Below are 19,169 nucleotides of genomic sequence, written 5' to 3' on the forward strand. Positions count from 1 at the left end.
TCCTGATCGGGTGGGAGGGTTGGTCCCTCTTCTTCTTGGCATTTTGTGCTCCTGCGCATGCAGGAGGCCAGGGGTATTGCGTATCGCGGGCCGCTCTGGGCTCCTGCCTTCGCAGGAGCACGGTGGGCCTCGGTTCGAATCAGCGCGCCAGCCAGCCGCCGTCGACGGCGAGCGTGTGGCCGTGGATATAGGCGGCGGCGCTCGACGCCAGGAACACGGCCGCGCCGCCAATGTCGCTGGGGTCGCCCCAGCGGCCGGCGGGGATGCGCTCCTGGATCTGGCGGTTGCGCGTTTCGTCGGCCTGCAGCGCGGCGGTGTTGTTGGTGGCGATATAGCCCGGCGCGATGGCGTTCACATTGACGCCCCTGGCCGCCCATTCATTGGCGAGCAGCTTGGTGAGGCCGGCGACGCCGCTCTTCGACGCGGTATAGCTCGGCACGCGGATGCCGCCCTGGAAGGACAGCAGCGAGGCGATGTTGATGATCTTGCCCGCGCCCTGGGCCAGCATGTGGCGACCCGCCGCCTGGCAGAGGAAGAAGGTCGTCTTGAGATTGGTGTCGATCACCGCGTCCCAATCCTCCTCGGTGAAGTCGACGCTGTCGGCGCGGCGGATGATGCCGGCATTGTTGACGAGGATGTCGAGGCGGCCGAGCTTCTCCAGCGTTTCGTCGACCACGCGCTGGACCGGCTCGATGCTGGAGAGGTCGGCCGAGACGATCTCGGCTTTCCTGCCGAGTGCGCGGACCTTCTCCACCGTGTCCTGCGCGGGCGTGCGGCCGACGGCGGCGATGTTGGCGCCGGCGGTCGCCAGTGACAGGGCGATCGCCTGGCCGATGCCGGTATTGGCGCCGGTGACGATCGCGGTCTGGCCGGAAAGATCGAAGGGGGTGGTCATGCCGGACGAACCTTTCTGATGAGATGCTGGGCCGAAGCTATAGCGCGGTCACGATGAAAGTCACACAAATTCCCGTAATGTGGAATGAAGTCCTACCATACGGCGGTTAGTCGCGCAGCAGGATGACGTGCAGGAAGCGCGGGCCATGAGCGCCGCGGACATAGGTGCCCTCGATGTCCGTCGTGCCCGAGACGCCGGTGATCCAGTAATGGGCGCGCGGCTGCGGGCCGGGGAGCGGCGCATCCTCCAGATAGGGGGCGATGTCGCGGCTGGCGAGCAGGACGATATGGTGCAGGGCGAGGAAATTGGGGAGCATGGGCGCGGCCGGGCCGGTTTCAAAGACCAGCGATCCGGTTTCCGCGATGCCGCGCCGGGCGATGGCGAGCGCGGCGTTTTCGGCCGGGGCCGCGGCGTCATGCAGGGTGAAGCCGCTCCAGTCGCAGCGATCAAGGCGCGGATCGGGGGGAAGGCAGAGGGTGCGCGCTTCGCCCTGCGCGTCGAGATAGCGAGCGATGGCGGCGGGCAGATCCGCCAGGGTGGCGATGGCGTCATGGCTGGCGCTGACGCTGGGCAAGGCGAGGCGGGCGAGGAATTCCGCCTCCAGCGCGGCGGGATCGACTGCGGGGCGTTCGGGCGCGATCAGCAGCGCGTCGGCCTGCGCTGGGTCGGGCGCTGCGCCTTTGAGCCGGGCGAGGATGGCGTCGCGCGCACTCACTGGCCGCGCTCCCGGCGATATTGGTCCATGAAGGTGCGGGCGGCGGGCCTGGGCATGGCGCGATGCCGGGTCCAGCCGCCGGCGAGCGGCAGCCTTTCGATCCAGCCGCCACGCCCGAGCAGGCGCATCGCGCGCACCGCCAGGCCGGCACCGAAGCGGTACAGAGCCGGGCGGCGGGCGACCCAGGCCCAGAAGCCGAGGCCAAGGCGCATCGAGGTCGGCTCCAGCCCCTCGCGCCAGCTCTTCTCGCGCCAGCCCTTGAGCAGGGTGGGGAGCGGGATGCGCACCGGGCAGACTTGCTGGCACTTGCCGTTGAGCGTGCAGGCATGGACGAGGTCGCGGCTCTGCGCCAGCCCGTCCAGCGCGGGGGTCAGCACCGCGCCCATGGGGCCGGGATAGGTGCCGCCATAGGCATGGCCGCCAATCTGGCGGAAGACGACGCAATGGTTCATGCACGCGCCGCAGCGGATGCAGCGCAGCATCTCCGCCAACCCCTCCTCGCGCATTTTCGTGCGGCCATTGTCGACCAGGACGATGTGCATCTGATCCGGGCCGTCGCGGTCGCCTGCGCGGCGGGGGCCGGCGTAGAAGGTCGTATATTGCGTGAGCGCCGCGCCGGTGGCCGAGCGCGCCAGCATCCGCAGCATGTGGACGGCATGGCCCATGGACGGCACGATCTTTTCGATCCCCGCCGTCACGATGTGGACCCGAGGGGGCACGAGGGACAGTTCGGCATTGCCTTCATTGGTGACGGTGCAGACCGCGCCGGTATCGGCGATGAGGAAGTTGGCGCCCGAAATGCCGACGTCCGCGCCCAGCATCCGCGTGCGCAGTTCGCGCCGGGCGCTTTCGGCCATGGCGGCGATCGTCTCTTCCTCATGCGGGGTGCGATGCTTCGCCTTGAAGAGCGCGGACACCTGCTCGCGCGTCTTGTGCATGGCGGGCCAGATGATGTGCGAGGGGCGTTCATCGGCGAGCTGGATGATATGTTCGGCAAGGTCCGTTTCGACCCGGTCGATGCCGGCTTCCGCCAGTGCATGGGGCAAGCCGATCTCTTCGCCCAGCATGGACTTGGAGCGAGCGACGGTCCTTGCGCCCGACGCCTTGCAGATGTCGATGACGATGCGGCAGGCTTCGTCCGCGGTGGCGGCCCAGTGGACCTGCGCGCCCGCGGCGATGGCGTTGGCCTCGAACTGTTCGAGATAGGCACCCAGATGGGCGATGACATGATCCTTGATCGCGGCGGCGCGGGTGCGGGCGGCGTCGAAGTCCGGGAAGGCGGTGACGGCGAGCGTGCGCTTCGCCTCGGCCGTGCCGGCGGTGCGTTCGACCGCGGTCTTGAGGATCGGATCGGCGAGCGCGGCGGCGGCGCGGGTGTCGAAGGCGCTCATGGCTCCTCCCCGATGGCGGGGCCATCGCCCATGCCGGCGATCAGTTCGATGGCGTGATAGGCGCGCACCGGGCTGCCGTCGCGATGCAGCTTGCCCGCCATGTTCATGAGGCAGCCAAGATCGCCCGCCAGCAGCAGGTCGGCGCCGGTGGCGGCGATGGCGTCGGCCTTTTCGCCGACGATGGCGTTGGAGATGGCGGGATATTTGACGCAGAAGGTGCCGCCAAAGCCGCAGCATGTCTCCTCGCCGGCAAGCGGGGTCAGGGACAGGCCCTGGACCTGGGCGAGCAGGCGGCGCGGCTGCGCCTTCACCCCCAGTTCGCGCAGGCCCGAGCAGCTGTCATGATAGGCGGCGGTCGCGTCGAGGCGGACGCCGTCGGGTTTCCAGCCCAGCACCTCGTCCAGATAGGCCATGATCTCGAAGGTTTTCGCGGCCACCGCCTGCGCCCGGGGGAGCCAGTCCGCATCGCCTTCGAACAGTTCGGGATAATGGCAGCGGATAGTCCCGGCGCAGGAGCCCGAGGGGACGACGATGGCCGGATAGGGTTCGAGCGCCGCGATCGTCTGCTGCGCCAGCGCGATGGCATGGGCGCGGTCGCCGCTGTTGAGCGCGGGCTGACCGCAGCAGGTCTGGCCCTGCGGCACGACGACGTCGCAGCCGGCGGCTTCGAGCGCGCGGATCGCGGCGAAGCCGATGCGCGGGCGCATCATGTCGACCAGGCAGGTGACGAACAGGGCGACCGGCCGCGTCACAGGCCGTGCCGCCGGGCGAAGGAAAGGAAGAGGTCGGGCCAGTGGGCGGGCGCGGCGGGCGGGGGCACGAGGCCGAAGCCATGGCCGCCGCTTTCGAACAGATGGCATTCGGTCGCGACCCTCTTGGCCCGCAGCGCGGCGAGCATGGCGAGGCTGTTTTCGGGCGGCACCGCCTTGTCGTCGAGCGCATGGGCGAGGAAGACCGGCGGGGTGCGCGGGCTGACATCCTGTTCCAGCGAATGCGCGCGCCTTTGCGGCGCGGATGGATCGGCGCCAAGCAGCTGGGTGCGCGATCCGGCATGGACGAACCCGCCCTGCATCAGGATGACGGGATAGAGATAGGCGGCGAGCGCGGCGTCGAGCGGTTCGCGATCGAGCGGGTCGACCGGCGCATAGCTGTCGACCGGCGCGCGGCTGGTGAGCCAGGCGGCGAGATGGCCGCCGGCGGAAAAGCCCATGACGCCGACACGGCCGGCGTCGAATTTTTCGCGCGCGGCCAGCCCCCGCACCATGCGCAGCGCACGCTGCGCGTCCTGCAGCGGCGCTTGCGGACCGGCCGCCCACCCGTCGCCGGGCAGGCGGTAGAGGAGGATGAAGCAGATATAGCCCGCCTGCGCGAAACGGCGCGCGATGGCATAGCCTTCATGGCCGATGGCGACGCGCAGATAGCCGCCGCCCGGGAAGAGCAGCATGGCCGCGCCATTGGGCTTGGCCCCCACCGCCTCGGGCCGCAACATGGTGAGGGTGGGGGTGACGATATGGGCGAACACGCCATCGTCCGGGCCGCTATCCGGGCGGCGCAGCGTTTCGACTTCCCTGACCGTCACGCGATCGCCCCCGGGCGCCTTGCCCGGCCAGATCGGAAAGCGGGTGAAGCCCGAGGGCAGGGGGAAGCTTTGCGCGCGCGCGGCAGACGAGAGGGCGGCGCCGGCGAGTGCGCCCGCCATGATCGTGCGGCGGTCGAGGTCGAACATCGTCATTGGCACTCCGTGCGGCCGAGCGGGGTGGCGCGGGTGAGCGCCGGGCGCTGCGCCAGCACGCGGGCGGAGACGGGCAGGTTCAGCGCCTTCAACCCGCCCGCGACAAGATCGGCGACCTGCCGCGCGCCCAGTTCGCTGAAATGCGTGTCGTCGCTGATCCCCTTGGGGAAGGCGGGGACATGATCCTGCGGGCCATAATGGAGATAATAGCGCGCCGACCCGTCGCGCCCGGCGCGGTCGACCCAGGCGCGCGAGAGGGAATCCAGGTCGATGAGCGGGGTGCCGGTGCTGGCGGCCAGTTCGCGCACGACCGCGCTATAGTCGGCAAAGTCGGCCTTCGCCCGACCGTCGGGGCCGAAGCTGCGGCGCGCAACCGGGGTCAGCAGGACGGGCTGGCCCCCGGCGGTGCGCACGTCCCAGATGAAGCGCAGTAGATTGTCGCGATAGTCGGTGCGTGCGGGCGCCCAGCGCTGCGGCCTGTTGCGGCTGGCGTCATTATGGCCGAACTGGATCAGCACGGTGTCGCCGGGCAGCATGTCGGCCAGCAGCGCCTCCCACCGGCCTTCGGCAAGGAAGGTGCGGGTCGAGCGTCCGCCCATGGCGTGATTGCGCACGCGCAGGTCTGGGGACAGGCCGCAGGACAGCATCTGTCCCCAGCCGGTCTGGGGGTAGCGATCGCCCTTGTAGGTGGAGGCGGTCGAATCGCCGGCGATCAGGATGGTGTCGCCCGGATGGGTGGCGAAGGCGGGCAGCGGGGCGAGTAGCGTCGCGAGCGCAGCGACGAGCTTCGCGGCGATGCTCAAGCGCGTGCTGCCACGGGAGCCGCGCCGGGAGCAGGAGGGCGCCTCAATCACTGCAGATTCACATACATGCCGCCATCGACCAGCAGCGCCGCGCCAGTGACATAGGCGGCCATGTCGGAAGCGAGGAAGACGATCGGGCCGGCGAGATCCTCGGGCTGGCCGAGGCGGCCGAGCGGGGTGCGCTTTTCCATATATTCCCGCTTTTCCTGATCGGCGAGGTCATCCTTGTTGATTTCGGTGAGAATGGTGCCGGGCAGGACGCTGTTGCAGCGTATGCCATGCTTGCCAAGCGCGATGGCGGTCGATTGCATCAGCGAATGCACGCCCGCCTTGGTCGGAGTGTAATGAGTCTGATATTCGCCGCCGACCAGCGCGGAGATGGAGGAGACGGCGACGATCGATCCGCCATGGCCCTGTTTTACCATCTGCTGCGCGGCCGCCTGCACCATGAAATAGGCGCCGTGGAGGTTCACCCTGAAAGTGCGCTCCACCACGTCGACCGGCATGTCGAGAAAGGCGTGGAAGGGGCAGATGCCCGCATTGCTGACCATGACATCAACCTTGCCGAAGGCGTCCACCGCCCTGGCCACGAAATCCTGCGCGGTCTGCGGGTCGGCGACGTCGCCCTTTACCGCGATGGCGCGCTGGCCGAGCGCCTCGATCTCGGCGACGCAGCTGGCGGCCGGGCCGTCGCTATGGGCATAGTTGATGACGACATCGGCGCCATGCCGGGCGGCGCCGACGGCGGCGGCGCGGCCGATGCCGGTGGATGCGCCAGTGACGAGGACGGTCTTGCCTTCAAGCAGCTTCATAGGGAGCATTTCCTTGCTGTAGCGATAGTGAAAATCCTCCCCTGGCAGGGGAGGTGGATGGCCGAAGGCCAGACGGAAGCATGTCCCGCCAACGGGAGGGCGACACCCCGCCACCACCAGCTTCGCTGGCGGTCCCCCGCCCCCATGGGGGAGGATTCTGGGAGGAGGCGGGCCGGGTCATGCCTCTAGCGTCTCGCCAGGCGGCGGGGCGGCTTGACGCCGGGAGTCCAGCCGAGGTCCGCGCTGACTTTCTGCGCGGTGGCGCGCACGTCCTGGGTCAGCATGTCCATGCGCGCGTCGTCCATATATTGGGCGGCGCTCGACAGGCTGATGGCGGCGACAATGGCGCCCGATGCGTCGCGGATGGGAGCGGCGACGCAGCGTATCTGATCCTCATTCTCCTCCAGGTCGAAGGCGCGTCCGGCGCTGGCATAGCCGCGCATCCGGTCGAGCCAGACATCATAGTCCACCGGATGCGTGCCCGCCGCCTGGTCGGCGTCGAACAGGCGGCGCCAATTGGCTTCGGGATCGTCGAGCAGCAACGCCTTGCCAAGACCGGTGGAGGTGAGCGGCTGGCGATCGCCGATGCGGCTGGAGATTTCGACGCGGCGGCGGCCGGGTATCTTGTCGAGATACAGCGCCTGGTCGCCGTCGAGGCGGCCCAGATGCACCACATCCTCGCTGGCGGCGGCCAGCGCCTCCAGATGCGGGCGCGCGATCTGCACCACATCGGCCTGGCTTTGCGCAAGGAAGCCCAGTTGCAGCAGCTTGGGCCCCAGCTGATAGCCCTCGCGCGGGAGGAAGGTCAGGAAGCCGCGATCGACCAGCGCGTTGGCGAGACGATGGGTGGTCGAGCGCGTGAGACCCATGCGTTCGGAAAGGTCGGCGAGCTTCACCGGGCCGTCGATCACCTGGTCGAGCAGGTCGAGCCCGCGCTGCAGCGTCTGCGACCCCGACGCCTTGGCCGTTTCGGTCCTTTCCCCGCCGTCCGCCATAGCCTCTCGTCCTCCCGCCCTTGGACCCAATTCAGGGTTTGACGAATTTTGTCTCATCTACTAATACTCTATCCCACAAAATGAGAAAAACAAGGGTGAAGGAGGGGCCGACATGATTCTTCTCGATCGCGCCAGACCCTCATGCTCGCCCATGTCCTGCGAGTTTGACCGCATATGCAAACAGGTTGCCGTCGATGCCCCTATGCGGGCGGCGGCAGGGTTCAAGGAGTGAGTGCGTGCCGATCGTGAGCTTGCCGAAGATCAAACATGTCCGGGCCTTCACCGTGCGCGGGGGCGGCGCCGACTATCATGACCAGGGCGAGGGCCACTGGATCGACGATCACATTGCGACGCCGATGTCGCGCTATCCCGAATATCGCCATTCGCGCCAGAGCTTCGGCATCAACGTACTGGGCACTTTGGTGGTGGAGATCGAGGCGGAGGACGGCACGGTCGGCTTCGCGGTCACGACCGGCGGCGAACCGGCCGCCTATATCGTGGAAAAGCATCTCGCCCGCTTCCTGGAAGGGCGCGCGCCCACCGATTACGAGAAAATCTGGGACCAGATGTATTTTTCGACCCAATATTATGGCCGCAAGGGGCTGGTCGTGAACGCGATTTCCGGCGTCGACCTGGCGCTGTGGGACTTGCTGGGCAAGCTGCGGCAGGAGCCGGTCTATCATCTGCTGGGCGGCGCGGTGCGCGATGAACTGCAATTTTACGCCACCGGCGCGCGGCCGGACAAGGCGAAGGAATTCGGCTTCATCGGCGGCAAGATGCCGCTGCACCATGGCCCGGCCGAAGGCGTCGAGGGCCTGAAGAAGAACATCGCCGAACTGGCCGAGATGCGGTCCCGGGTCGGCGATGATTTCTGGCTGATGTGGGATTGCTGGATGGCGCTGGATGTCGACTATGCGACCCGGCTGGCCATCGCCGCGCATGATCTGGGCCTCAAATGGATCGAGGAAGCGATCAGCCCGGACGATTATTGGGGCTATGCCGCATTGAAGCGCAACGTGCCCAAGGGGATGCTGGTGACCACCGGCGAGCATGAGGCGACTCGCTGGGGCTTTCGCATGCTGATGGAAATGGACTGCTGCGACATCATCCAGCCCGATGTCGGCTGGTGCGGCGGCGTGACCGAATTGCTCAAGATCAGTGCGCTGGCCGATGCCCATGGCAAGATGGTCGTGCCGCACGGGTCTTCGGTCTATTCCTATCATTTCGTCATCACCCGGCATAATTCGCCCTTCGCCGAGTATCTGATGATGCATCCGGGGCCGACCGAAGTCGTGCCGATGTTCCATCCCCAATTGCTGGGCGAGCCGGTGCCGGAAAATGGGCGGATGAAGGTGAGCGCGCTCGACAAGCCGGGCTTTGGCGTCGACCTCAATCCCGACATCGCGATGCACCGTCCCTACACGCACTGATCCTTCCCAAGAAGAGAGACTGATCCCATGAAATTCTGCCGTTTTGGCCAGCGTGGCCAGGAAAAGCCCGGTATCGTCGATGCGGACGGCCGGATCCGCGACCTGTCGGGCGTGGTGCCCGAACTGACGATCGAGACGCTGGCCGCCGCCAAGGGTGCGGATGTCGCGTCGCTGCCGCTGGTCGAGGGCCAGCCGCGCTATGGCGTGCCGGTCAAGGGCATCGGCAAGATCGTCGCCATCGGCCTCAATTATGAGGACCATGCGATCGAATCGAACCTGCCGATCCCGACCGAGCCGATGATGTTCATGAAGGCGCTCTCGTCGCTCAACGGTCCCAATGACGAAGTGGTGCTGCCGAAAAATTCGACCCATGGTGATTGGGAGGTCGAGCTGGGCGTGGTGATCGGCCAGACGTGCCGGTTCGTCAGCGAGGAAGAGGCGCTGTCGAAGGTCGCGGGCTATGTGCTGGTCAACGACGTGTCGGAACGCTTCAACCAGAAGCAGCGCGGCACCCAGTGGAGCAAGGGCAAGGGGCACGACACCTTCTGCCCGGTCGGCCCCTGGCTGGTGACGCCCGACGAAGTGGGCGACCCGCAGAACCTCTCCATGTATCTCGACGTCAACGGGACACGGATGCAGACCGGCAACACCAAGACGATGATCTTCAACGTCGCCCAGCTGATTTCCTATGTCAGCGAATATATCACCCTCTATCCCGGCGACCTGATGATCACCGGCACACCCCCGGGCGTGGGCGAGGGCAAGAAGCCCAGCGCCATCTACCTGAAGGCCGGCGACGTCATGGAACTGGGCATCGAAAAGCTGGGCACGCAGCGCCAGCAGGTGTCGGAATGGCGCCATCTGGGTGACGAGGTGCTGGGATGAGCGTCTTCCCCGGACGCTATGAAGGCCGCTGCGCCATCGTCACCGGCGGCGCGTCGGGCCTGGGCAAGCAGGTTGCCGCGCGCATCGTCGCCGAGGGGGGCAAGGTGGCGCTGTGGGACCTCAATGCCGATGCGCTGGCCGCGACGAAGGACGAAATCGGCGCCACCCATGTGGTCGCGCTCGACGTGTCCGATCAGGCCGCCGTGGCCGCCGCCGCGAAGGACAGCGCGGCGGCGCTGGGCAAGGTCGACATCCTGGTCTGTTCGGCCGGCATCACCGGCGCAACGGCCACCGTGTGGGAGTATCCGGTCGACAGCTGGAGCCGAGTGATCGACATCAACTTGAACGGCCTCTTCTACTGCAACCGGGCGGTCGTTCCGTTCATGCTGGACAATGGCTATGGCCGGATCGTCAACCTGGCCTCGGTCGCGGGCAAGGAGGGCAATCCCAATGCCAGCGCCTATTCGGCGAGCAAGGCCGGGGTGATCGGCTTCACCAAGAGCCTGGGTAAGGAACTGGCCGGCAAGGGCGTCATCGCCAACGCCCTGACGCCCGCGACGTTCGAAAGCCCGATCCTGGATCAGCTGCCGCAAAGCCAGGTCGATTATATGCGCTCGAAAATCCCGATGGGACGCCTGGGCCTGGTCGAGGAATCGGCCGCGATGGTCTGCTTCATGGCGAGCGAGGAGTGCAGCTTCACCACCGCATCGACCTTCGACACGTCCGGCGGACGCACGACCTTCTGAGCTAAAGTCGCGCGGCGCGACCGGTCGTTCAAGAACCGGCGCGCCGCTTCGTCCCCGTATCGGAGAGGCCAACATGATCCCCTTTGTCGATGCCCATATCCATCTGTGGGACCTGAACCACATACGCTATGACTGGCTGAGTCCGCCTTTTTCGGACGAAGGCCCAAATGGCAGCGTCGAGCCGATCGCGCGCAATTATGGCATCGCCGATTATCGCGCCGACCTCGCCCGCTGGAATGTCGTCGGCGCGGTGCATGTCGATGCGGGCGCGGCGGCGGAAAGCGCGCTGCGCGAGACGCAATGGCTGGATGGCCTGGCCCAGATCGAGGGGCTGCCGACCGGCATCGTCGCCTTTGCCGCGCTGAACGATCCCGATCTTGACGCTCTGCTGGCCGCGCAAGCCGCGCATCCGCGCGTCAAGGGCATTCGCCATATCGTCAACTGGCATGGCGATCCGCAGCGGACCTATGGCCCGGTCGACCTGACCGTCGATCCGCTATGGCAAGCGGGATATGCCCTGCTCGCCAAATATGGCCTGTCGTTCGACCTGCAATGCTATCCCGGGCAGATGCCGGGGCTGGCCTCCCTGATCGAGCGGCACCCCGACATTCCCGTGATCGTCAACCATATGGGGATGCCGGTGCTGACCGACGCCGACGGGCTGGAGGATTGGCGCGCGGGCATGACGGCGCTCAGCCGCTTGCCGCATGTCGCGGTCAAGCTGTCGGGCATGGGCTTCGTCCGCCGCGACTGGAGCCGCGAGACCGTCGCGCATCTGGTGGGCGAGACGATCGACCTGTTCGGCGTGGAGCGCTGCGCCTTCGCCAGCGACACGCCGACCGACAAGCTGTTCGGTCCAATCGACCGCTACATGGAAGCCTATCACGCCATCGTCGCGGATTTTCCCGAAGCGGACCGCCGCGCCCTGTTCGGCGGCAACGCCAATCGCCTCTATCGCCTGGGACTCGACCTATGAACCCCAATCCGCTGCTCGGCGTGCTGTTTCACTGGCTGGGCGGCTTCGCCTCGGCCAGCTTCTATGTGCCCTTTCGCGGCGTCAAGCGCTGGAACTGGGAGATTTTCTGGCTGACCGGCGGGATTTTTTCCTGGGTGATCGCGCCCTGGTTCTTCGCCGCGGTGCAGACGCGCGACCTGATGGGGGTGATGCGCCAAGTGCCGTCCACCATCGTCGGCTGGTGCGTCTTCTTCGGCTTTCTCTGGGGCTTTGGCGGCCTGACCTATGGTCTCACCATGCGCTATCTCGGCCTCTCGCTCGGCATGGCGGTGGTGCTCGGCCTCTGCACCGTGTTCGGGACGCTGATCCCGCCGATCTTCGAGGGCACGTTCATGCGCGAGATCGTCGGGACCACGCATGGGCAGATCGTGCTGCTGGGCCTGGCGGTCACGCTGGCGGGCATCATCGTCGTCGCCCGCGCCGGCGCGCGCAAGGATGCGGCGCTGTCCCCGGCGCAGAAGGCCGCGGCCGTCGCCGAGTTCGATTTCCGCAAAGGCATCGCCGTCGCCATCTTTTCCGGCATCATGTCGAGCTGCTTCGCCTTTGGCCTGGCGGCGGGCGAGCCGGTCAAGGCGCTGTCGGCGGCGGCAGGGACCGGGCCATTATGGACCGGGCTGCCGACCCTGTGTCTCGTCATGTTCGGCGGGCTCATCACCAATGCGCTGTGGTGCGGCTGGCTGATCGCGAAGAACAGGTCGGCCGGGCAATGGGCCGGCGCGCCGGACGCCAGCGGCCAGCGGCCAAGGCTGCTGCCCAATTTCCTGCTGTGCGCGCTGGCGGGCACCGCCTGGTATTTCCAGTTCTTCTTCTACACCATGGGCGAAAGCCAGATGGGGCGGTTCGGCTTTTCCAGCTGGACGCTGCACATGGCGTCGATCATCATCTTCGGCACCTGCTGGGGCTTCGCCTTTCGCGAATGGAAGGACGCCGCGCCGGCGGTGCGCCGCATGGTGTGGAGCGGCGTCGCGCTGCTGATCGTCGCCACGCTGATCATCGGCTATGGCAACCGGATGGCGGGCTGATGCGCTGGCCGATCGCCGCGCTGCTGCTGAGCCTTGCCGCGCCGGCGCTGGCGGACGCGCCGCTGCTGACGTCGCATCTTCGCATCCACGATCCCTGGGTGGTGGCGGAAGCGCAGAGCCGGACCTACTGGCTTTTTTCCAGGAACGACCCGGCCGTCACCGGCGACCGTCGCACCGGCATCATGGCCTATGCCAGCGGCGACCTGGCCCATTGGCAAAGGCCCAAGCTGGTCTTCGCCTTGCCCGAGGATGTTTGGGCGAAGGAGGGCGGCTGGGCGCCGGAGGTCCACAGGTGGAAGGGGCGCTGGTATCTGTTCGCGACCTTCCACAATGAGGCTGCGGCCCTGCCATCGCCCGGCAAGCGCCGGCTCTATCGCCGCGCGACGCTGCTGGCGGTGGCGGACCGGATCGACGGGCCCTACAGCCTGATCCACAAGGGCGAGCCGCCGACGCCGCCGGGGGACATGACGCTGGACGGCACGCTGCATGTCGATGCGGCGGGCAAGCCGTGGATGGTCTATGCGCATGAATGGCTGCAACAAGGCGTCGGCACGATCGAGGCGCTGCCGCTTAAGGACGATCTGTCGCCGGCCGGCAAGCCCCGCATGCTGTTCCGCGCCGATGCGGCCGACTGGGTGGTGGGGCAGAGGCAGCCCGAGGGCGATACCGGCTATGTCACCGATGGGCCGGAAATGCTGCGCACGAAGGACGGCGCGCTGCTGATGCTGTGGTCGAGCTGGGGCAGGCATGGCTATGTCCAGGCGCAGGCGCGATCGGAAAGCGGAACGCTGGCGGGGCCCTGGACGCAATTGGGGCCGCTGGTCGAGCAGGATAGCGGCCATGGCATGATGTTCCGCGCGTTCGACGGGCGGCTGATGCTGGTGCTGCACCGGCCCTTCAAGCGAGCGCTCGCCAAATTCTACGAGATGCGCGACGCGGGCGACCGGCTGGAGGTGGTGCGCGAAGCGGTGGAGCTGGATGGCGAGGCCTATCCCACTCATGGCTGTCCGATGGAGGTGCGCGATGCTGGCTGCTGATCTGGTCTGGCCGCTGCGCGCGGCGCAAAGCGGCGCGTTCACGCTGGAGGATGAAGCCGCGGCGCCCGAAGCGGCGGTCGTCAGCGCGGTCGAGCGGCCGGTGCTGCTGGGCTATGCGCCCGATGCGCCCAATGGCCGGGCGATGCTGGTGCTGGGCGGGGGCGGCTATACCGCGTTGATGGCGGGGCGCGAGGGCGTGCAGGTGGCGCGCTGGCTGAATGGCCTTGGCTATCACGCCTTTGTCCTCATCCACCGCTTTCCTGACGCCGGCACCGGCCCGTCCGCGCCGCTGGACGATGCGCTGGCGGCGATGGCGATGATCCGGGGGAGCGGCCTGGCCGATCGGGGGCTGGGCGTCATCGGCCTGTCGTCGGGCGGGCATCTCGCCGCCTGCCTCGCGGCCCGCTACCCTGCGGCATGGGGGACGGCGGGGGCGCAACGGCCGGACGTCATGGTGATCGGCTATGCGCCAATTTCCACCAATGCCAAGGGCCGCACCATCGTGCCGGACAAGCCGCCGCTGCCGCCGGTGGAAAAGCAGGCCCTCTATGATGCGTTGCAGCCCGACGTCCAGCTGTTGCCCGATCCGCCGCCGACCTTCATCGTCTATGCCGGCAACGATCCGGTGGTGCCCGCCATCAACGCCCAGCGGCTGCACGACGCGCTGAGGGACGCGGGCGGCAGCAGCGAACTCCATATCTTCGCCGACGCCCCCCATGGGTTCGCGCTCGACACGCCGGATCGGCCGGTGTCGCTCTGGCCCCGTTTGTGCGAAGCCTGGCTGCGGCAGGTGGGATTCCTGTAGCCGCGATCAGTGCCGCGCCGGCACCGCGTCCGACTGACGGCGGATCAGCTGATAGTCGAGCTTCACCTTGCCAATGACGCCATGCGCGCCGTCATCCGGGCTGCGCAAGCGCATGCCGAGCAGGCCGATCGCCTCGCGGCTCATGTCGCGGATCGGCTGGCGGATGGTGGTGAGCGCGGGCCAGATGGCGCTGGCGAGCGGGGTGTCGTCGAAGCCGCAGATGCTGATGTCGCCCGGGACGTTGAGCTTGCGCTGATGCGCGACGGTGATGGCGGCGGCCGCCATGTCGTCATTGCAGGCGAAGATGGCGGTGGGCGGTGTGTCGAGGCCGAGCAGCTGTTCGGCGGCGTCGAGGCCCGAACGGAAGGAGAAGTCGCCCGGCGCGACCAGCGCTGAATCGGCGACGATGCCATGATCGGCGAGGCAGTCGCGAAAGCCCTGCAGGCGGCGCGCGCTGGCGCGGTGGCGGGGATTGCCCTCGATGAAACCGATGCGGCGATGGCCGAGATCGACCAGATGGCGCGTGAGGTCATAGGCGGCATGGCGATCATCGGTGCCGACGGACAGCATGTCGGGCCCGTCGCGGTCGGGCGCGATGGCTACGACGAGGATGTTGCGCTGCGCCAGTTGCTCGACCAGCTCCGACCAGTCGCACAGGGGCGGCGGCAGGATGACGCCGGCGACATGCGCCTGCGCCACCTGATCGACGATTTCCTGCGCGAAGGCGCCGGGCGCGCATTGTTCGACCACCAGATGCAGATGGCGCTGCGGCGCTTCGGCCAGCGCGCCCAGCAGCAATTCGCCGAGATAGGCGGAGGTGGTGCTGTTGCTGTGCAGCAGGGCGACGCGGCGATCGGCGCTGCCGGCGAGCGCGCGGGCCGAGGCGTTGGGGACGTAGCCCAGCGCCTGGACCGCCTGCGCCACCGCTTCGCGCGCGCCGGCGCTGACCAGCGCCTTGCCGTTGATGGCGCGCGATGCGGTCATGACCGACACGCCGGCATGGGCGGCGACATCCTTGATCGTGGGCGGCTTGCGGTCTTGTTTCTGCATCGTCACCGACCCTTAGCCGCTTTCGCGGCCAAGGAAAATCGGCGAGCGTTCAGGGCGCCAGGCGGACGATGGCCGGCGCGTCGCGATCGACGCTGATGATGCCGTCCTCCTCGCGAAGCTCGGCGATCTGGATCACGGTGCGGCGGCCCCATTCGGGATCGGCCTTCGCCTCCGCCTCGCCATGCTGATGGACGAAATAGAGGATATAGGCGCGATCCCCCGCCACGATGATGTCGGGATGCTGCCCCTTGGCGCGGTCGGTGGGGTGGCGGCCGGGCTGCGCCAGGATATGGCCGGGCTGGATCGTCCAGCTGTCGCCGCCATCATCGGAGCGCATGACGAGCAGCCCCTTCCAGGCGTCGGAAATGAGCCAGGTCCGTCCCTTCCAGCGAAACGCCTTGGGCCCTTCGCCCGGGGTCCGCGTCAGCCGCTGGCCGCGCGTCCAGTGGACAAGGTCCGGGCTGTCGACGGTGACGATCGCCTTGTCCTGGCGCTCGTCATTGAAGAAGAGGCGATAGCCGCCCCTTGGCAGCGCCAGCACGCTGGCGTCGATGACGCGGTCGGAGCCGAGATCGAGCCGCTCGCCGCAGGTCCATGACGCAAGGTCGGGGCTGGTCAGATGGACGATGAAGCGCGGGGCGTTCCAGTCGCGGAATATGCCGGGCACGACCGTCAGCCACATATGCCATTGCCCGCCCAGCCATTGCACCTCGGGCGCCCATAGGGTGGCGCCGGTGCAGCGTTCGGGGATCGCTGCCATGCCGCTGTAGCGCCAGTGCGCGCCGTCCTTCGACCGCGCGATGCCGATGGCGGTGCCATGGACCCAGCGCACATCCTTGTCATCCGCGCGGGGCAGGTCGGCGCGGCGGTTGGTGTAGAACATCACCCATTCGCCGGTCGCCTTGTCATAGACGGTCGAGGCGTCGGCCGCGCCGTCATGGACGGGATCGCGGTAAAGGGGCCGTGGCGCCACCGGCGGGCTGGCGGCGGCCAGCAGCAGGAGCGCGGCGATCATCGGAAGAGCGACAGGTCGATCGCATCGGCCATGACGCGGAAGCCCGCATCATTGGGATGGAGCGCGTCGCCGACATCATAGGCTTTGGCCATGCGCGCCGGGTCGGCGGGATCGGCGATGGCCCTGGCGAGATCGACATAGCCGTCCGCTTCCCTGTTGGTGCGGATCCAGTCGTTGATGGCGACGCGGCTGGCTTCGCCCGCCGCGCTCCAATAGCCTGCGCCCTTATAGGGCAATATGGTCGCCAGGATCACCTTGACGCCGCGATCGTGCGCGCGGGCGATCATCTGGCGATAGGCGCCGATGACGGCGGCGGGCGGCAGCATCGGCTGCCGGTCGCGCGCCGCCGCGCCCAGATCATTGACGCCCTCGAGAATGACGACATGGCTGACGCCGGGCACCGCCAGCACGTCGCTGTCGAAGCGGGCGAGGGCGTTATAGCCATCGCCTTCGGACAATAGGCGGTTGGCGCTGATCCCCGCATTGGCGACGCCGGTCAGCATCATGCCGCCGCGCTGCAGCCGCTCGGCGAGCAGGTCGGGCCAGCGGCGGTCGCTGTCGGGCGTGGCGCGCACGCCGTCGGTGATCGAATCGCCCAGGGTAACGATGGTTCGGGCGGGCTTGCGATTTTCGACCTCCACGCCGGTGATGATGACGCGCGGGCCCAGCGTGGTGGCGTCGGTCAGGCTGGTGGCGGCGGTCTGGTCGCCCGGCGCGGTCCAGCCGGTGGCGGCGGAATAGCTGTGGACCGTGGCGTCGGGCGCGCCCTGGGGCAGATGGATGCTGATGGCGAGGCGCGCCAGCGGCTTGACCGGCATGGCGATCGGATCGCTGAGCAGCGGTGCGCGCGAGGGAATGGTGGCGCCCTGCGCCTGGTTGAAGGTCACGACCCGGTCGGTGCCGGGCAGGGTCTGGCCATTGGCGCCGGCAAGCGCGACATGCACCGCGCCCAGCAGCAGCGGCCGGGTCGACATCTCGTTGGAGAGGCGCAGGCGGATGCGGTCCCCACCGGTCGAGATGCGCACCACCTGCCGCAGCGTGCGATCACTGAGGTCGGGGCGCTTCTCCGGCGCGGTGCGGGACGCCAGGGGCGCGGCCATCCAGCTGCGCGACCAGCTTTGCGCCTGCGCCGGCGCGCTCGCCAACGCGAGCAGCAGGGTGGCCGAAATCAGGCTGCGCATCCGTCTCTTCTCCCTTTGTCTATTTCGCGGCGGCGCCCGCCACCGGATTATTGCCCCAGAGCTGGTCGTAGCGCCAGCCCGACAGATCCTCCACCACAGCGGCCGCGCCGGGCGAACTGGGCGTGCGCTTGCCGCTGCGCAGATGCTCGATTTCGCGCATCAATATGTCGTGGGTGGCTGGGCTCAGGCGAAAGCGTGTCGAGACATAGATGCCCGCCGCCAGGCAGCCGACCGTGCCGATGCCGAGCAGCAGCGCCATGGTGAGGATGGCCTGGTCGCTTTGCACCTGCGCGCCCGACACGAAGCCGCCCGCCTGCATGATGAAGCCCACGCCCGCGACGGCGGCGGCCTGCGTCGCCTTGCGCACGAAGGTCATGACGCCTGCGAAGCTGCCTTCGCGCCGCTGGCCGGTCACGATCTCGTCGACGTCGGCCATATAATTATAGGTGGCCCAGGGGATATAGTTGAGCGCGCCGCGGCCCAAGCCCGCCAGGATGATCGGCAGCCAGATCCAGGGCGAGGTCGCCGGCACGCCCATCAGCCATAGCGCCACGAGCGCGAGCACGCCCACGGCGAAGTCGGCGGCCGCGACCTGATAGGCGCGCGAGGGCGACGCGCGCAGCGCCAGGTTGATGGCGATGATCACCGCCATGAACTGAACGATATACATGGTGCCGAGCAGGCCCGAGGCGATGGCGGTCGACCCGGCGAGCGCGAAGATCACGAAGAAGGTGAAGGCCGCGTTGAAAATATCCTGGCTGATATAGCCGCCCAGATACATGCCCAGATGCAGGCGGAAGGCGCGGATGCGCATGGTCGAGAAGAGGTTGCGATAGAGCGCCTTAAGCGCCTGGCCCGGTCCGCCGGCGCGATGCCGCGCCACCTGGGCGGCAGCGCCCGTGGGCAGGTGCCGTTCCCAGCTGAAGGCGTAGAGCAGACCGGCGGTCGCCATGAACAGGATGGCGAAGATGACGCCCATGTAGAAGAAGGTGTCGGCGCTGTCGCGGCCCAGCGCCTCGATCAGCCAGAGCGGCAGGAAGCCGGCGAGGATTGCCGAGGCCTGGCCGAAGAGGATGCGCGATCCGGCGAATTTGGCCTTGGTCCGATAGTCGCTCGACATTTCGGCGGCGAGCGTTTCGAACGGAATGATCTCCATCGCATAGACCAGTTCGAACAGCACATAGCTGACGAGATAATACCAGAAACCCTGCCCCGGCAGCCACATCAGCGCGAAGCTGGGCAGCAGGGGAATGGCGGCGAGGATGAAGAAGCGGCGGCGGCCGAAGCGCTGGCCAAGCCAGGTGCCGCCGAAATGGTCGGAGATATAGCCGATCATCGGCGAGGCGAAGGCGTCGAGGAACCGCGCCACCGCGAAGATCGTCGCCGCCTGGCCGGCGGAAAGGCCGCAGAACTGCGTATAGAAGATCAGCACCCAGCCCGAGATGACCGCCATCGACCCCGCGCCCAGCACGTCGTTGGAGCCATAGGCGAGGTAATTATGCAGGCGGACCGGACGAGCGGCGATCGGGGTAGGGTCTGGCAACGGGCATCCTCCGCCTGGTCAGTTTCGTCGCGCGGCGGCATTGGGCTTTGTTCTGGCCGCCGGATCGGGCAAGCGCGCAGCGATCGGCTGCGTGCCA

At 67.7% G+C, this 19,169-nt stretch carries 19 protein-coding genes; 7 read left to right on the forward strand and 12 right to left on the reverse strand.

The window, feature by feature from the left end:
- Window positions 1-139: 139 nt before the first annotated feature.
- The 8 genes from kduD to ACGGKE_RS12325 all read right to left on the reverse strand — a co-directional run bounded on the left by kduD (window position 140) and on the right by ACGGKE_RS12325 (window position 7,400).
- Window positions 140-895, reverse strand: coding sequence for a 2-dehydro-3-deoxy-D-gluconate 5-dehydrogenase KduD (kduD, locus tag ACGGKE_RS12290; RefSeq protein ID WP_394438267.1), 756 nt, complete (start codon window positions 893-895; stop codon window positions 140-142).
- 106 nt (window positions 896-1,001) lie between these two features.
- Window positions 1,002-1,610: a lactate utilization protein C gene (locus tag ACGGKE_RS12295; protein ID WP_394438269.1), complete on the reverse strand. Its 609-nt coding sequence runs from the start codon at window positions 1,608-1,610 to the stop codon at window positions 1,002-1,004.
- Window positions 1,607-3,001 carry a lactate utilization protein B gene (locus tag ACGGKE_RS12300; protein WP_394438272.1) on the reverse strand — a complete coding sequence of 465 codons (1,395 nt, stop codon included), beginning with the start codon at window positions 2,999-3,001 and terminating at the stop codon, window positions 1,607-1,609. The genes ACGGKE_RS12295 and ACGGKE_RS12300 overlap by 4 nt, the downstream gene beginning before the upstream one ends.
- Window positions 2,998-3,753 (reverse strand): (Fe-S)-binding protein, encoded by a 756-nt coding sequence (locus tag ACGGKE_RS12305; protein ID WP_394438274.1) that lies wholly within the window; start codon window positions 3,751-3,753, stop codon window positions 2,998-3,000. The genes ACGGKE_RS12300 and ACGGKE_RS12305 overlap by 4 nt, the downstream gene beginning before the upstream one ends.
- The gene (locus tag ACGGKE_RS12310) at window positions 3,750-4,733 is read right to left on the reverse strand and encodes an alpha/beta hydrolase (protein ID WP_394438276.1); all 984 of its coding nucleotides are present in this window, start codon (window positions 4,731-4,733) and stop codon (window positions 3,750-3,752) included. Before ACGGKE_RS12310 ends, ACGGKE_RS12305 begins: the two co-directional genes overlap by 4 nt.
- A complete protein-coding gene (locus ACGGKE_RS12315) occupies window positions 4,730-5,536 on the reverse strand; it encodes a rhamnogalacturonan acetylesterase (protein ID WP_394438279.1) in 807 nt (268 codons plus the stop codon). The genes ACGGKE_RS12310 and ACGGKE_RS12315 overlap by 4 nt, the downstream gene beginning before the upstream one ends.
- A gap of 47 nt (window positions 5,537-5,583) precedes the next feature.
- On the reverse strand, window positions 5,584-6,348 hold the full coding sequence (locus ACGGKE_RS12320; protein ID WP_394438281.1) for an SDR family NAD(P)-dependent oxidoreductase: 765 nt from the start codon (window positions 6,346-6,348) through the stop codon (window positions 5,584-5,586).
- Between the two features lie 185 nt (window positions 6,349-6,533).
- Entirely contained in the window at window positions 6,534-7,400 is an 867-nt protein-coding gene (locus ACGGKE_RS12325) for an IclR family transcriptional regulator (protein ID WP_394438283.1), read from the reverse strand.
- A gap of 137 nt (window positions 7,401-7,537) precedes the next feature.
- Between ACGGKE_RS12325 and rhmD the strand changes: the two genes are divergently transcribed.
- From rhmD to ACGGKE_RS12360, 7 genes are all read left to right on the forward strand, one after another.
- The gene (rhmD, locus tag ACGGKE_RS12330) at window positions 7,538-8,773 is read left to right on the forward strand and encodes an L-rhamnonate dehydratase (RefSeq protein ID WP_394441972.1); all 1,236 of its coding nucleotides are present in this window, start codon (window positions 7,538-7,540) and stop codon (window positions 8,771-8,773) included.
- A gap of 27 nt (window positions 8,774-8,800) precedes the next feature.
- Complete coding sequence (locus tag ACGGKE_RS12335) at window positions 8,801-9,658, forward strand: fumarylacetoacetate hydrolase family protein (protein WP_394438286.1); 858 nt, start codon at window positions 8,801-8,803, stop codon at window positions 9,656-9,658.
- The gene (locus ACGGKE_RS12340) at window positions 9,655-10,404 is read left to right on the forward strand and encodes an SDR family NAD(P)-dependent oxidoreductase (RefSeq protein ID WP_394438288.1); all 750 of its coding nucleotides are present in this window, start codon (window positions 9,655-9,657) and stop codon (window positions 10,402-10,404) included. Before ACGGKE_RS12335 ends, ACGGKE_RS12340 begins: the two co-directional genes overlap by 4 nt.
- Window positions 10,405-10,477: 73 nt before the next feature.
- The gene (locus ACGGKE_RS12345; protein WP_394438291.1) at window positions 10,478-11,380 is read left to right on the forward strand and encodes an amidohydrolase family protein; all 903 of its coding nucleotides are present in this window, start codon (window positions 10,478-10,480) and stop codon (window positions 11,378-11,380) included.
- Window positions 11,377-12,441, forward strand: a complete 1,065-nt coding sequence (gene rhaT, locus ACGGKE_RS12350; RefSeq protein ID WP_394438293.1) for an L-rhamnose/proton symporter RhaT — start codon at window positions 11,377-11,379, stop codon at window positions 12,439-12,441. The genes ACGGKE_RS12345 and rhaT overlap by 4 nt, the downstream gene beginning before the upstream one ends.
- The gene (locus ACGGKE_RS12355; RefSeq protein WP_394438295.1) at window positions 12,441-13,478 is read left to right on the forward strand and encodes a glycoside hydrolase family 43 protein; all 1,038 of its coding nucleotides are present in this window, start codon (window positions 12,441-12,443) and stop codon (window positions 13,476-13,478) included. The genes rhaT and ACGGKE_RS12355 overlap by 1 nt, the downstream gene beginning before the upstream one ends.
- Window positions 13,465-14,283, forward strand: coding sequence for an alpha/beta hydrolase (locus ACGGKE_RS12360; RefSeq protein ID WP_394438297.1), 819 nt, complete (start codon window positions 13,465-13,467; stop codon window positions 14,281-14,283). Before ACGGKE_RS12355 ends, ACGGKE_RS12360 begins: the two co-directional genes overlap by 14 nt.
- Before the next feature lie 6 nt (window positions 14,284-14,289).
- Here ACGGKE_RS12360 and ACGGKE_RS12365 read toward each other — a convergent pair whose 3' ends face one another.
- From ACGGKE_RS12365 to ACGGKE_RS12380, 4 genes are read right to left on the reverse strand one after another with little or no spacing between them, the layout of a single operon-like run.
- Complete coding sequence (locus ACGGKE_RS12365) at window positions 14,290-15,333, reverse strand: LacI family DNA-binding transcriptional regulator (RefSeq protein ID WP_394438299.1); 1,044 nt, start codon at window positions 15,331-15,333, stop codon at window positions 14,290-14,292.
- Between the two features lie 49 nt (window positions 15,334-15,382).
- Window positions 15,383-16,348 (reverse strand): family 43 glycosylhydrolase, encoded by a 966-nt coding sequence (locus ACGGKE_RS12370; protein ID WP_394438301.1) that lies wholly within the window; start codon window positions 16,346-16,348, stop codon window positions 15,383-15,385.
- Window positions 16,345-17,529: an SGNH/GDSL hydrolase family protein gene (locus ACGGKE_RS12375; RefSeq protein WP_394438303.1), complete on the reverse strand. Its 1,185-nt coding sequence runs from the start codon at window positions 17,527-17,529 to the stop codon at window positions 16,345-16,347. The genes ACGGKE_RS12370 and ACGGKE_RS12375 overlap by 4 nt, the downstream gene beginning before the upstream one ends.
- A 19-nt stretch (window positions 17,530-17,548) precedes the next feature.
- Complete coding sequence (locus ACGGKE_RS12380) at window positions 17,549-19,072, reverse strand: MFS transporter (protein WP_394438305.1); 1,524 nt, start codon at window positions 19,070-19,072, stop codon at window positions 17,549-17,551.
- Window positions 19,073-19,169: the final 97 nt, after the last annotated feature.

Source organism: Sphingobium naphthae, assembly GCF_043589935.1.
GTDB classification, from domain to species: Bacteria; Pseudomonadota; Alphaproteobacteria; order Sphingomonadales; family Sphingomonadaceae; genus Sphingobium; species Sphingobium naphthae_A.

What these genes read in the sequence shown, in the direction of transcription:
- ACGGKE_RS12335 (WP_394438286.1), top strand. Translation starts at nt 8,801, where the DNA reads ATGAAATTCTGCCGTTTTGGCCAGCGTGGCCAGGAAAAGCCCGGTATC.
- kduD (WP_394438267.1), bottom strand. Translation starts at nt 895, where the DNA reads ATGACCACCCCCTTCGATCTTTCCGGCCAGACCGCGATCGTCACCGGC.
- ACGGKE_RS12355 (WP_394438295.1), top strand. Translation starts at nt 12,441, where the DNA reads ATGCGCTGGCCGATCGCCGCGCTGCTGCTGAGCCTTGCCGCGCCGGCG.
- rhaT (WP_394438293.1), top strand. Translation starts at nt 11,377, where the DNA reads ATGAACCCCAATCCGCTGCTCGGCGTGCTGTTTCACTGGCTGGGCGGC.
- ACGGKE_RS12340 (WP_394438288.1), top strand. Translation starts at nt 9,655, where the DNA reads ATGAGCGTCTTCCCCGGACGCTATGAAGGCCGCTGCGCCATCGTCACC.
- ACGGKE_RS12345 (WP_394438291.1), top strand. Translation starts at nt 10,478, where the DNA reads ATGATCCCCTTTGTCGATGCCCATATCCATCTGTGGGACCTGAACCAC.
- ACGGKE_RS12375 (WP_394438303.1), bottom strand. Translation starts at nt 17,529, where the DNA reads ATGCGCAGCCTGATTTCGGCCACCCTGCTGCTCGCGTTGGCGAGCGCG.
- ACGGKE_RS12310 (WP_394438276.1), bottom strand. Translation starts at nt 4,733, where the DNA reads ATGACGATGTTCGACCTCGACCGCCGCACGATCATGGCGGGCGCACTC.
- ACGGKE_RS12365 (WP_394438299.1), bottom strand. Translation starts at nt 15,333, where the DNA reads ATGCAGAAACAAGACCGCAAGCCGCCCACGATCAAGGATGTCGCCGCC.
- ACGGKE_RS12360 (WP_394438297.1), top strand. Translation starts at nt 13,465, where the DNA reads ATGCTGGCTGCTGATCTGGTCTGGCCGCTGCGCGCGGCGCAAAGCGGC.
- ACGGKE_RS12325 (WP_394438283.1), bottom strand. Translation starts at nt 7,400, where the DNA reads ATGAGACAAAATTCGTCAAACCCTGAATTGGGTCCAAGGGCGGGAGGA.
- rhmD (WP_394441972.1), top strand. Translation starts at nt 7,538, where the DNA reads ATGCCCCTATGCGGGCGGCGGCAGGGTTCAAGGAGTGAGTGCGTGCCG.
- ACGGKE_RS12320 (WP_394438281.1), bottom strand. Translation starts at nt 6,348, where the DNA reads ATGAAGCTGCTTGAAGGCAAGACCGTCCTCGTCACTGGCGCATCCACC.
- ACGGKE_RS12370 (WP_394438301.1), bottom strand. Translation starts at nt 16,348, where the DNA reads ATGATCGCCGCGCTCCTGCTGCTGGCCGCCGCCAGCCCGCCGGTGGCG.
- ACGGKE_RS12300 (WP_394438272.1), bottom strand. Translation starts at nt 3,001, where the DNA reads ATGAGCGCCTTCGACACCCGCGCCGCCGCCGCGCTCGCCGATCCGATC.